This window comes from Enterococcus malodoratus ATCC 43197 (assembly GCF_000407185.1).
Lineage (GTDB): Bacteria > Bacillota > Bacilli > Lactobacillales > Enterococcaceae > Enterococcus_A > Enterococcus_A malodoratus.
Genome location: NZ_KE136481.1, coordinates 1803299 through 1817145 on the forward strand (window position 1 = coordinate 1803299; position 13847 = coordinate 1817145).

Genomic DNA, 13847 nt, shown 5'->3' on the forward strand with positions numbered 1-13847 from the left:
TTAAAAAAATTCAGATTAATGACCTAATTTAATAAAGGAGGAATACAGATGTTATATGAGGAACTTATGTTTGACGCGTCACTCCTCTTACGTTTTAATATTTTTAAATATTTAAACCAATCGACTAAACAAGTTCTAGCAATCAACCAATTGTCAGAAGATTTAGATTTAAACTACCAACAAAGTGTCATTGAACTAAATGAAATAGATCAAGAATTGGCAGAAATTCGACCGAATCACGAAACACTCATGATGCGTGCCGGCAAGGTGAATCTGGAAAATCTTAACGCTACTGTTGATGAGTATCGTTACCACTTATTGCAGCAGGCGGTACCTTTCCAATTCATGTTATACTTCTTAAATGAAGAAAATCCAACTATTGAGCATTTTTGTGAAAAATATTTTGTGAGTCGTTCCACCGTTTCACGTAAAATCGATAAATTGAAGAGACATTTAAAACGCTTCAATATCCGCTTTACATATACCGAAGCTGGGATGTCTGGGGATGAACGCTTGATCCGATTGGCACTATTTGATCTTTTATGGCTGGGAACTCGCGGAATCGAATGCCCTTTGGATGTTGATCAGCATCAATTGAATCAACTTATTGACACGTACAAAGACTATTTCCCTTTGTCACGGACCTACTTTGGTTCACAAGAGATCAAATTATTTACCTGTATCAATTTAATTCGTGTTAATAACAAAAAGTTTGTCAAATACGATCCGCGTTATAATTTCTTGATGAAGGACAATCCGTATTACGATTTTACTTCGTTACGCGAATTAGTGGATGTCCCAATGACAACACGTCAATTAAAAGGTGAATCAAGCTTTATCTATTTCTTAGCTCACTATTCACCGTTCTATACCATTCGTGACGATCAAAGTATGAAACAAACAATTCATGACTTTGATGCTCGACCAAACCCAGTCAACGATTTTGTCACAGAGTTCAGAAATTTCGCGAAAAAAGCGTTGTTCCCTGATCGCCCGGATATAATGGATGATCCATTAGTCGTTGCCAATATGTTAAACATTACCTTTGGCTACTTTATTTTCCGTCAGCCATTTCCAAGCATCATCGAATTGGTGATGGATCCAAATGAAAAACAAACACGCGGCGAATATATTTTATTCCAAAACATTCAAAACTTTATGCAAATGGCTAAAGACAATCCGTCATACAGCTTCGTCGGCTCTGTCCACCCAATGATCACACGGGCGTTCAAACGGTTGCTGCTGCCTTACTTCAACCAGTTCCCATATGCGCATAATTTGAAGGTCGGAATCGCGTTGGAACACAACGCTATCTTTGTCCGTGACTTGTATCGTTTCTTGGAAGATCTGCGCTTCATTGACGCGGAACCTTACGACATCTCATTGAAGGATGATTATGACTTGATCATCAGTTCTTCTTCATTGTTGAAAAAAGAGAAACCAAATATTCCTTTGTATCAATTGGACTTTCCATACACGAAAAACGAACTTGTTCCACTGTACTTGGAATTACGTAATATTTACGACAAGAAAAATCGTGTTTATGAATAAAACGATGACCGAAGCGCAATGCTTCGGTCATTTTTTATTTTTGAACGGTTCCTTATAGAAATCGACAAAGAAAACCCATTTTTAGTTTTCGAGTATCATATTTGACCTATCTAATAAAGAACGGATGTAATTTTTCAGTTTCTTTCGAACGAAATTAAATATTCTTTTCGTAAATATATGTTAGTGAGATTTATTTTTTTTAAATTAATGGTTTCTCTAACCTTTCATCACATTTTATTCATAACTCGTTGCTATTATACATACATACCAACAAACAACCCTAACACTTTTTCATTTTTTAACTCCTTTGCTCATCGGCTACCCACCGGTGAGCTCTTTTTTTATAGAAAATAAAAATAATATATTTGTCCAAATAATTAAATCCCAATTTCTTTACAAATATTTTAATGTTCGAACAATCATCGTTCACACTTTTTTCACAACTACTTGCTATTATATATATATACCAACAAACAACCCTAACACTTTTTCATTTTTTAACTCCTTTGCTCATCGGCCACCCACCGATGAGCTCCTTTTTTTATAAATAAAATAATTTATATCTCAACTTAATTTAGTTTCAGTTTCTTTATAGAATTTTTAATTTTCGAACAATCTTCATTCACACTTTTTTCACAACTACTTGCTATTATATAAGCATACCAACAAACAACCCTAACACTTTTTCATTTTTTAACTCCTTTGCTCATCGGCCACCCACCGATGAGCTCTTTTTTTGGAAAAATTTATCTGTTCGAACTTCGGCATAGCAGATACTGCAATCCTCTTAGCTATAAAAAGGAACGCACCGATTTTCCGATGCGTTCCTTTTTCTCATCTATCAATTAGACTTCCAGCATTTTTTCTGCGATTTGGACCTCAGAACCAATGACATTTACTAAACGGTCATAGATTTGTCCATCCTTTAAGAAGATGACCTCTTTGGCGGCCTGGGCCACTTTGCTGTCATGGGTAATCATTACGATGGTAATTCCCAGCTCTTGATTGATCCGCTGGAAAATTTTAATCACTTCCGCACCTGCGTTGCTATCTAAATTCCCAGTTGGTTCATCGGCTAAAATAATCTCTGGCGCATTTATCAATGCACGGCAAATCGCGGCACGTTGCTTTTCACCTACAGATAATTCATGAGGCAGCTTGTCCAAAAGATGTTCAATCCGCAGCACTTGAAAAAATGGCTTCATCTTTTCCTCAGCCTCGACGGGATCCTGCTTGTCTAAAATTGCCGGCAAAAGAATATTCTCCCCCACGGTAATACTCTCCATCAAATTAAAATCCTGAAAAACAAATCCGATTTTTCGTCTTCGAATATCCGAGATTTCATCTGGAAAAAGCTCGTAGGTCAGTTTATCTTCGAAAAAAATCTCTCCCGCAGTTGGCGGATGCATCAGTCCCAGAATCTTCAGCAACGTCGTTTTGCCGCAACCAGAGCGCCCCATGATACAAGTGAAATCTCCTGGAGCAATCGCAATATCAATTCCTTTTAAGACTTCTTGCTGCGCATATTTTTTTGTAATTGCCGTGGCTTTGATGACTGGCTCCATTTGTTTACCTCCATTTTTCGATTCTACGATATATCAAGCTGGCAATGATTCCCCAACCTAATAAGTACACACTGTAATCCAACAAGAAGACGCGTCCAAATTGCAGCCATTCCTGTATTGAGAAAAAGCGCAGCGCACCCATGATTCCAATAAACCCGCAGCTTAGTATCAAACCTGCGACGATTGGCAAAACGGTAAAGAATCCGACTTGTTGTTTCAGCACACCGCGCTGTTCTTTTTGCCGCATGCCTAATTGATCCAGTAGTTTTCGGCGTGCAATCAAACTGGTCTGTTCGCTCTCAAACTTCGCTACTAATAAGCCGACACTCATAAAAATACAGATAATTAAGGTGAATATTAGCAGCAGGACCTGCAGATGATTTTCGGTGATGACATTATTTTTACGCTGCGTCTTTTCATACACTGGTTCAATCGTCGAATCCCATCGTTTATCCGCCGCATATTTTTGCTTCAAAAAATTCAGTGAAGGGACGATTTTTTTATCGCTGTTTATCAAAAACAATTGATTGGGATGTTCTTTTTTCGTCTGCTCCGCAAATTCCTGATCCGTAAAGACCAAAATATTTTCTTGCAGCCCCCGCTGAAACATCCCGGTCAATATCAAGCGTTCTTGACTCTTAATATGACGCATTGGATAGATCATATCGACATTCGCCGTATTGTAGCTCTCTAATGGTGTCCCGATTCTTAATCGCGGTCGTGAACTTTGCGGGTCCCAATCGATCGGTTGTCCCCGGATACTGATTGCCTGTTGATAGACCACATGCCATTGTCCCTTTTTCAAATTCAGTGGATGAGGCTCTAGTTTATTCGCCTGGCGTAATTGTTGATACGTCGTTTCAGAAATCCCGATATGCTGTCCTTGAATAAACATGACTGGTCGAGCGGTTCCGTAAACTTCCCATTCAGGATCACCATCGACTGACGTTACAGGGACGAATGGGTATTTTTTCCACGAAGCCTTTTCCTTATTCAAAATCGTTTCAGTTTGAGAAACTTCTGGCTGCTTCACTTTCGCAACGACTCCATAAGGAAATTGATCATCGACTGAAGTCAGTTGAAAAGTCACGAATCGCGGTAAAAAGAAGCCCACTACTAAAACCTGCAAAAGTGTTGCTAATAACAATACGTTAATACTTTTATGGAAACGATAGAATAAGTCATTGCGAGAAAGTAAGATGCCAAGCTTTCCCCGGTTGCGCTTCACATAAAGACCACCGCCTCCTAAAAACAAGCCCCACAAAGCAGCGACTAATACCCCAACTACTAATAATGTCTCCGCTGATTTCCGGCGATAGAACCACCAAAAAGTGATTGCTAGTGCAAGTCCCCCTACTAATAAGAAGATGGGCGTCCAACGCTGTCTTGGCCGATCCGCCTTGGCTTGCTTCCGCGGCTGGAATTGGATCAAACGCAAGATTTTTTCTTGATGAAAGGCCATCGCAAGAATGACCAGCCCTGCGTACAACAACAATGCCCAACTAAAACTGGATGGTTCTCTGACGATTATTAGACCCGCTAGTCCTCCAAGCAGAATCCCCGCTAACGCGCAAAAACTAAATTCCTCCAACAACATCGTTAGAAACGTATTTTTTCGAATACCTAATTGAATAAACAGCTCCATATGTTTCGCTTTAAAATCGACATATAGACCATCCATAAATGATAGAAATAATAATAGCAGTAGCAAAAGAACGCCACCTGATTCGATAAAAATCCGCAAAAGTCCGGTCTTGTCAAAAATCGCATCCTGCGTATGCGTCCCGCTAAACGTATGATAGGTAAAAATCAGAATACTTAAAACGAAGAATGCCAGTGCATTAGCAAAAATCAATAAAAAATAATTTTTCCGATAGAAACGAAAGTTTTTACGAATCACCTGGTGAAACGCAGGTGGGTATTTCCCTGGAAAGGCCAGCCGTCTTTTCCGATCTTCATTATAAGTTTTTTCAATTTTTTGCGACTCCGCATATTTTCGATCACGCTCAATTTTGTCTTCCAAATATCGATTCAACAGAAATTCCAGAGCACCTATGATAAGAATTAAAACCAACCACATACTGCTGGAATAAAACTGAATAAAAATAAAGTAAAAAAACATCGTGAAGTACAGCCATGCTGACTTAGCCGATTGCAGAAAACTCACCTGTCGATGCCGGGTTATCAGCAGTGCATCGAGCACATAGATCAGTACTAACAACAGAAATATTCCCGTTCCGACTAAAACACCGATCCCAGAAGAAAATTCTGTACGCCAAAAATGCAGGAAATCTCCACTGATCAGGCTGCGAACCCAGACTTCAATCAAACTGAAGCGTCGATTTTCCCCACCAACTATTTTTAAAAATAAAGCAATTAATAAAATTCCATAGCCGGCTACCATGGAAATTCGATCCATTCGTTTCTGCATGACGCCCTCCCCATTACTATCTTCTAATTAGTATCATATCAGAAGCTGTCCCGCGTGAAAGCGTTTGTTCAAAATTCTTTGATAAGCTAAAATATCTTCCAAAATGATTGGTCATCCATCCGAAAATTATTTATAGATGAAAAAAAACTAGGCACTCTCAGCGAGTACCTAGTTGTATAGATAGTTTATTTTTTATGCGTTTCGAACAATGGGCTGACTGGTTTATTTTCGTGGATACGTTTGATCGCATCACCCATTAATTCACCAACACTGATTTCGTCGATCTTATCGATTTTACGTTCATCAGATAAGTAGATTGAATCTGTTACGACTAAATGTTCAATCGCTGAATCTTGGATCCGTTGCATCGCTGGACCTGATAATACAGGATGAGTACATGAAGCATAAACTTTTTCTGCACCAGCTTCTTTTAATGCATTCGCAGCTAAAGTGATCGTACCCGCTGTGTCGATCATATCATCGATAATGACACACGTTTTTCCATCAACTTTTCCGATGATGTTCATTACTTCGGCAACATTCGCTTTTGGACGACGTTTGTCGATGATCGCGATTGGTGCTTTCAAGAACTCGGCTAATTTACGGGCGCGTGTTACACCACCATGGTCAGGTGAGACAACTACAACGTCGTCGCCGCAGATTTCTTTTTCTAGGAAGTAATCAGCAATTAATGGTGCACCCATTAAATGATCCACAGGGATATCAAAGAATCCTTGGATTTGAGAAGCATGTAGATCTAAAGTCAATAGACGTGTTGCGCCAGCTTTTTCGATCATGTTAGCAACAAGTTTAGCAGTAATTGGTTCCCGTGCACGTGCTTTACGGTCTTGACGAGCATAACCATAATAAGGCATTACGACGTTGATTGTTTTTGCACTCGCACGTTTCAAGGCATCGATCATAATCAACAATTCCATCAGATTATCATTTACCGGACTACTTGTAGACTGAACGACATAGACATGACAGCCACGAATACTTTCTTCAATGTTTACTTGAATTTCACCATCACTAAATTGGGTCACTGAACTTTTTCCTAGTTCAACACCGACTTCTTCAGCGATTTTTTCAGCTAGGGGACGATTTGAATTCAAAGCAAAAATTTTCAATCTTGGATCAAAATAATGTTTCGACATGGGGACCTCCACTTTCTTTTTAAACATACGTTACCGATTATATACCATTTCAAATAAAATACTAGTCATTTCCTTTTAAGAAATCAAGAGATTTTCCTTAAAATGGCAAACGATTCGCATAACCTGTTTTGTTCACTTGACGCGCACGAGCAATCGCCATATCACCTTCCGCGATATCATCTGTGATCGTCGAACCAGCTGCTGTTACCGTATTGTCAGCGATATTAACAGGGGCAATGATATTTGTACCCGACCCGATGAAGACATGATCACCAACATTCGTATGGTGCTTGTTCTTGCCGTCATAATTGACAAAGACAACGCCGCAGCCGACGTTGATGTCTTTTCCAAGTGTCGCATCGCCAACATACGTTAAATGACCAACCTTGGTGTTTTCACCAATCGTTGCTTTTTTGACCTCTACATAATTTCCGATATGCGCATTTTCACCGATATCCGCTTGCGGACGCAAGTGTGCATTCGGACCAACATCCGCATTTTTGCGCACGATACATTGCTCTAAGACAGACGCTTTGATTTCTACCTTGTCCTCAACAATGCTGTCAACGATTTTTGAGTGCGCTCCGATAATACAATCAGAACCGATCACAGTCTTGCCTTGGATCTGCACGCCAGGTTCAATGATCGTGTCTGAACCGATCTCAATACCTGCGTCAATATACGTCGTTGCTGGGTCAATAAAGGTAACGCCGTTAACCATATGCTGTTTGTTGATACGGTGACGCATGATTTCATTGGCATGAGCCAAAGCGATCCGATCATTCACACCCAATGATTCTTCAAAATCATCCGTTTGGTATGCGGCAACTGTTTGTCCGTCATTTTTCAAAATCTCAACGATGTCGGTCAAATAATACTCACCCTGAGCATTGTTCGTACCGATTTTTTCTAATGCCGCAAATAATTGTTCATTATCGAAGCAATAGGTTCCTGTATTAATCTCTTGCGTCCGGGCTTCTTCCAGCGTCGCATCTTTTTGCTCCACGATTTTTTCAACAATGCCTACGTGGTCACGTAAAATACGGCCATAGCCTGTTGGATCGTCAGCATGAGCAGTCAGAATCGTCGCACTCGCTTTTTTCCCTTGATGGTAATCGAATAAATTGTTCAACGTTTGGGTCGTAAGTAACGGTGTATCCCCACTAATGACAAGTGTTGTTCCCTTTTTTCCCTTTAAAAAATCCGCTGCCTGCATAACCGCGTGGCCAGTTCCCAATTGTTCGGCCTGCAAGACATATTGGCTGCGATCGCCTAATTGCTCCTTAACCATTTCTGCGCCATGTCCCACAATCGTTACGATATCCGCTGGCTGCGTTTCAACCACGCGTTCGATAATGTGCTCCACCATCGGCTTTCCCGCCACTGGATGCAGAACTTTGTATAATTTTGATTTCATGCGAGTTCCCTTACCCGCTGCTAAAATAATCGCATAACGATTTTCCAAAAGAAGTCACTCCTCATTCATATTAATGAAATAATTTTTTTAAAAAATTATCTTTGATTTTCATTCCGTATATCATTCTACTAATGTATTCAATTTTAAAAAAAATGAAACTAATACTCAACGTGTATATCCTTCAATAGTGAGGATATCGTTTTTTTAATTTCTGCCACTATACTATTTTACTAGCCTGACGCAAAAAATACTAGCTCGTTAGACGCTCTCCAAAAAAGGAGAGCGTTTTAACAGTCTAGCATTTTGTTTTCTATTTATCGAAGCAATTACCTGGTACGACCGAGATGGTTTTCGTACTAGTATCTACGTCTTGAACAAATAGTAATGAATTGTAATCATCGATCGCGCGTTCACCTTTGAACTTAGATTCCGCAAAGACAGTGATTCCGACAAGTTCAGCCTCGAACTCCTCGATCAAGCTCTTCATGCCGTTGACGGTTCCGCCGCCTTTCATGAAGTCATCCACGATCAAAACTCTCGAACCACGCTTCAAGCTGCGTTTTGACAGCTCCATTTTTTCGATGCGTTCAGAAGAACCGGAAACATAATTCACGCTGACTGTAGAGCCCTCCGTGATTTTTGAATCCCGGCGAACGATAACGAACGGCGCATTCAAATAATAAGAAACTGCTTGAGCAATCGGCACGCCTTTCGTTGCGACCGTCATGACTGCATCTACTTTTTTATCCAAATACTGAGCCGCAATAATCCGACCCACTCTACGTAATAAGTCAGGCTGTCCCAACATATCAGATAAGTATACATACCCACCTGGCAATAAACGATCTTCTTCCGACAAACGTTCAGCCAAAGATCCGATATATTCTTGCGCCTCTTCATCCGTAATGCTCGGTGTAAAAACAACTCCTCCGGCAGCACCTGGTATTGTTTCTAAGAACCCTGTTCCTCGTTCTTTGAAGGTCTTTTTAACAATTGCTAAATCTTCACTGATCGAAGATTTTGCCGAACCGTATCGAGCCGCAAAAAAAGTCAATGGGATCAGATCATGTGGATGATCCAACAAGTATTGTGTCATGTCGATTAATCGTTCACTTCGACGCACTTTCACGTAATTCACTCCTATTTCAATTTAATGTATTTTTTCCTCGCTGAAAAAAATTTGATGTCAAATCCGTAGAGCTTCCGATAATGGACCAAAGCCCAACATAAAACTGGCCGCCTAGTTCATTTTAGTCAAACTGTTTTTCTCCGAGAAAAATAATTCTGATTCTCAACGCGTATCATCCCGCTGTTTCAGAAAGAAAAAGCGCATGATAAGCCTATTCTGATTTATCGTTTCCCATTATAAGGGTTTAGCCAATAAAATTCGAGCATTTTCTCGTTTTAAAGTCGAAAAGTTCGGAATTTATTAATTATTCCACAAAAAAAGAGGAAAAGCTTTCGCTTTCCTCTATTTTTGCAACTGTTTTCGCTGAACCAAGAACCGCAATTGACGAATGCCGTTGATTACTAGGAACAATAAAATGAATCCTAGAGTAATCGTGGCTCCTGGCGGCGTGTCTAAATAATAGGATCCTGTTAATCCGCCGATCATCCCGACAAATCCAACAAGGACACTGATCAAGATGACCAAGTTAAAGCTTTTTCCTACACGCATGCCGATTGCAGCCGGCAATACCATAATCGCTGAAATCAACAAAGCCCCCGCGATCGGGATCATTATTGCAATCGCTACACCTGTAACGATATTAAAGATCATTGACATCATACGGACAGGCAGATTATCTACCGCCGCAATATCTTCATCAAAGGTCAGCACATACATCGGACGTTTAAATAGCAAGAATAAGATACCGACTAGTACAAAGAGAACGCCTAGGAAGACAACCTGCTGCCACGTAATCGTCACGATCGAACCAAATAAATAGGATTGGATACTGACCGCTGAGCTTCCTGGTGCCAAACTCATTAATACCAAAGCAATTGCTAAACCTGCCGCCATTAAGATCGCGATCGATATTTCTGAATAGGAGCTGTACATGTTTTGCAGGTATTCCATGATGATCGCAGCAATGACCACTACTAGCAGTGTCGTGGCTGTGGGATTTAAGTTTAAGAAGAATCCTAACGCTACACCGGCCAGCGAAACATGAGACAAGGTGTCCGCCATCAAAGACTGCCGACGAATGACTAGAAAAACACCCAGCATCGGCGCAATTCCGGCAATAAAGATCGCAGCTAGGAAGGCCCGTCTCATGAACTCATATGAAAGCAACGCCATTTTGAATTCTCCTTTCGCACCAATCGAATATGGCGATCAATGTATTTTTGCGTATCCTCGTGATCGTGTGTAATCATTAAAATACTTTTTCCATGGGCATGAGCACTATGTCGTAACAACTCATAAAAATCGTTGCGGGATTTTTCGTCCATCCCGGTTGTTGGTTCATCTAGAATCAACAGATCCGGATCCTTAGCAAATAAACGAGCCAAGCTGATCCGTTGTTTTTGTCCACCGGATAATTCGCCCACTTTTTTATGGCGCATATTCCACATATCTACTGATTCCAACGCTTTTTTCACATGTTCATGATCACGTTCGGATAGTTTTTTGAACCATTTTCCTTGCGGATAACGACCAGATTCCACCAATTCCAAGACTGTGCTGGGAAATCCCGCGTTAAATGACGAGACCTGTTGCGGAATATAGCCAATGCTCAATTTTTGACCCTGAGCATTTTTTTTCGCGATCGTCACTTTTCCGCTGCTGGGTTTTAATAACCCTAATGTCGCTTTGATCAATGTCGATTTTGCGGCACCATTTTCTCCTGTCAAAATGACAAACTCGCCTGGATCCACATGATAAGACACATTCTCCAAGACTGGTTCATTGTCATAATAGAACGAGAGATCTTCCACTTCGATATACGACATTTTTTCTCACCTTTTTCCTATTACTGAATACTTTCCTTCAACGCGCTCAAATTTTCACGCATAACAGAAAGATAGCTTTCACCATCTTTGATTTGTTTATCCGTCAAACTTTCTAACGGATTTAAGACTTTTAATTTCACACCGGTTTCTTTAGACAAGGTTTCGGCGACTTTCGATGAGGCATTTTCTTCAAAGTAGATAACTTTGACTTGATTGTCATCAACATAGTGCTTCAATTCGCTTAAACGGCTTGGTGACGGCTCTTGATCGGGGGAAATTCCGGCAATCGCTTCTTGGGTCAAACCGTATTGTTTGGCTAAATAACCAAAGGCCGCATGCTGTGTGACAAATGTTTTGTTCTTCGCATCTTTGAATGTCGTTTGGTATTCTTGATCCACCGCTTTTAATTCGTCGATATAACTTGCTGCATTTTTTTCAAAGGCCGCTTTGTCCTCTGGGTATTTTTTACTCAACTGATCGCGAATCGTTTCCACTTCTTTGATCGCTAAGACTGGATCTAACCACACATGAGGGTCCAAATCATGATCGTGTCCATGTTCTTCATGCTCATCTGAGTCATGATCATGCGCTTCTTCGTGATCATGTTCCGCACCTTCCATCAATTTAATATCTTTAGAGGCTTGAATAACTTCGGTTTTCTTCGTATTGATCGTATCCGTCAGATTATCCGTCCATGTTTCCAGTTCCGGACTATTGTAGACAAACACATCAGAATCTGAAATTTTCGCTAAATCCTTGGCCGAGGGCTCAAAATCGTGAGGCTCAGTTCCCGCTGGAATCAACAATTCCACGTTTCCTTTGTTACCTACCACTTGTTTGGTAAATTCATACATCGGATAAAAAGTCGTCATCACATGGATTTTATCCTCAGATGTCGTTTCTTTTTTCTCTTGGCCCCCGCAGGCAGTCAGCACGACTGATAATAGCACAGCTCCTAATAAAAGTAGTCCTTTTTGCATCTTCATCTATCTAAACACCTTCTCTTCTCTTTTAAGACATGAATTAATTTAACAAATGTTTTTCTATCCGTCAACTCAAAGCGTAAAATTTACGATTTACAATAGAATAATACCCATAAACCGTAAAACAAATGACGTTACGCTCATATGAAAAACGAAACCTGTATCCGGTTCATTACTGTTTTCACGTTATTTAATTACGATCTCTACTTAAAATGAATGAGAATTTCACCTCATATACGAGCTCAAAAAAAATAGACCCTCATTGGATCTACTTTAACGTACGTACAAGATAGACTTCATCGCAAAAACCTTTTAGCGCGTTAAAGACATGCTTTGCTCGTGAATACTTACGACACAGTGCATAAACGGTAGGTCCGCTGCCGCTCATCATTGCCGCATCCGCACCATATTTCATCATTCGGTCTTTCAACTGCTGAATAACCGGATGCTTTTTAATCGTGACAACTTCCATTGAATTCCCCAAGTTTTCAGTCATCTTTTGATAATCATTCTCTTCGATCGCCGAAACAAGGGACGCAATATCCGGATGATACAAATCCTCCATCACAATTTTGGCAAAAATCGTGCGTGTCGAAACACTCATACGCGGTTTGACGACAACGACCCAACATTGGGGCATCGGTGCGATCGGTGTCACCTTTTCGCCAAAACCTTCTACTAGAGAAGTCTGTCCATAAACACAATAGGGAACATCTGAGCCGACTTCTGCTCCTAGTTCAGCTACTTCCTCGATCGATAATCCCAAATTCCATAAACGATTGACTGCTCGCAAGGCCGCAGCCGAGTCTGTCGATCCGCCGCCTAAGCCAGCCGCTACTGGAATTTCTTTATGAATTTTGACCCGCAGGCCTTTTTTTATATCAAAGCGCTCTTTTACTAAGTCCAATGCTTCGTAAACATGGTTCTTTTTATCCGTGGGTAAAAAAGCCTTGTTGGTTTCAATGATAATGCGATCTTCAGGAATCTCTTCCAGATACAAACGATCTGCTAGATCGATGCTTGCCATGACCATCGCCAATTCATGTAAGCCATCTGGTCGTTTGCCTAAAATATCGAGGCCCAAGTTGATTTTCGCTGGGGCTTTCTCCATAATTTCCATTTTCTCACCCGTTCAAATTTTTCACTAGACGATTCTATCACAGCCCATAGTAAATGTATAGATAATTCATTCTAGCATAGGCGCCTCAAATTAGTTGAATATTTCTACCGGAGGCTTTACCATTAAAGAAAGAGAAAGTCACGAAGTCAAAGATTGGTTGTTGGATGCACCTGTCGTGCATAATTTCGACTTTTTATTTGTCCGCTTTAGACAATGGAAGGTCAAATTATGAAGAATTAGGAGGAATGCTGTATGAGTCTATTACCAAAAAACGAGTGGTTGGATGGGGAAGATTTAGTTGGACGCCTGATGAATACATTTTGGGATGATCGAAAAATGAGTGTCGATATCCGGGATTTAGAGGATCATTATGAAATAAAGGCGGACCTGCCAGGATTTGAAAAACCGGAAATTTCTGTTCGCTACAACAATGATATCCTTTCGATCGATGCTGAACATACCAGCGAAAATGAAGTCAAAGATGATGGGCATTTTGTTCGCAGAGAGCGTTCCAACAGTGCCTATCACCGTCAATTTGTTGTAAAAAGTATCGACGAGGAAAAAATCACTGCCGCCTTTGAAAATGGTGTCCTTACTTTGAAATTGCCAAAAGCTGATTATGAAGAAAAGAAAGGGAAAGCAATTACGATTGATTAACCTTTGAATAT

General features: G+C 40.4%; 11 protein-coding genes. 2 read left to right on the forward strand and 9 right to left on the reverse strand.

Annotated elements, in window-relative coordinates; genetic code table 11:
- Window positions 1–48 precede the first annotated feature (48 nt).
- Window positions 49–1551 carry a helix-turn-helix domain-containing protein gene (locus I585_RS08835; protein ID WP_010742718.1) on the forward strand — a complete coding sequence of 501 codons (1503 nt, stop codon included), beginning with the start codon at window positions 49–51 and terminating at the stop codon, window positions 1549–1551.
- An 845-nt stretch (window positions 1552–2396) separates the two neighbouring features.
- On the opposite strand, the gene I585_RS08840 is transcribed toward I585_RS08835, so the two are convergent.
- The 9 genes from I585_RS08840 to ispE all read right to left on the reverse strand — a co-directional run bounded on the left by I585_RS08840 (window position 2397) and on the right by ispE (window position 13179).
- Complete coding sequence (locus I585_RS08840; RefSeq protein ID WP_010742717.1) at window positions 2397–3116, reverse strand: ABC transporter ATP-binding protein; 720 nt, start codon at window positions 3114–3116, stop codon at window positions 2397–2399.
- A 4-nt stretch (window positions 3117–3120) separates the two neighbouring features.
- On the reverse strand, window positions 3121–5547 hold the full coding sequence (locus I585_RS08845; protein WP_010742716.1) for a hypothetical protein: 2427 nt from the start codon (window positions 5545–5547) through the stop codon (window positions 3121–3123).
- Between the two features lie 185 nt (window positions 5548–5732).
- On the reverse strand, window positions 5733–6704 hold the full coding sequence (locus I585_RS08850) for a ribose-phosphate diphosphokinase (protein ID WP_010742715.1): 972 nt from the start codon (window positions 6702–6704) through the stop codon (window positions 5733–5735).
- Between the two features lie 97 nt (window positions 6705–6801).
- The gene (gene glmU / locus I585_RS08855; protein WP_010742714.1) at window positions 6802–8169 is read right to left on the reverse strand and encodes a bifunctional UDP-N-acetylglucosamine diphosphorylase/glucosamine-1-phosphate N-acetyltransferase GlmU; all 1368 of its coding nucleotides are present in this window, start codon (window positions 8167–8169) and stop codon (window positions 6802–6804) included.
- Between the two features lie 262 nt (window positions 8170–8431).
- The gene (gene purR / locus I585_RS08860) at window positions 8432–9250 is read right to left on the reverse strand and encodes a pur operon repressor (RefSeq protein WP_010742713.1); all 819 of its coding nucleotides are present in this window, start codon (window positions 9248–9250) and stop codon (window positions 8432–8434) included.
- 342 nt (window positions 9251–9592) lie between these two features.
- Window positions 9593–10423 carry a metal ABC transporter permease gene (locus I585_RS08865; protein ID WP_010742712.1) on the reverse strand — a complete coding sequence of 277 codons (831 nt, stop codon included), beginning with the start codon at window positions 10421–10423 and terminating at the stop codon, window positions 9593–9595.
- On the reverse strand, window positions 10396–11076 hold the full coding sequence (locus tag I585_RS08870; protein WP_010742711.1) for a metal ABC transporter ATP-binding protein: 681 nt from the start codon (window positions 11074–11076) through the stop codon (window positions 10396–10398). The genes I585_RS08865 and I585_RS08870 overlap by 28 nt, the downstream gene beginning before the upstream one ends.
- Window positions 11077–11096: 20 nt before the next feature.
- A complete protein-coding gene (locus I585_RS08875; protein ID WP_010742710.1) occupies window positions 11097–12062 on the reverse strand; it encodes a metal ABC transporter substrate-binding protein in 966 nt (321 codons plus the stop codon).
- A 265-nt stretch (window positions 12063–12327) separates the two neighbouring features.
- Window positions 12328–13179 (reverse strand): 4-(cytidine 5'-diphospho)-2-C-methyl-D-erythritol kinase, encoded by an 852-nt coding sequence (ispE, locus tag I585_RS08880; RefSeq protein ID WP_034708538.1) that lies wholly within the window; start codon window positions 13177–13179, stop codon window positions 12328–12330.
- Window positions 13180–13431: 252 nt separating this feature from the next.
- Between ispE and I585_RS08885 the strand changes: the two genes are divergently transcribed.
- A complete protein-coding gene (locus tag I585_RS08885; RefSeq protein ID WP_010742708.1) occupies window positions 13432–13836 on the forward strand; it encodes an Hsp20/alpha crystallin family protein in 405 nt (134 codons plus the stop codon).
- Window positions 13837–13847 lie beyond the last annotated feature (11 nt).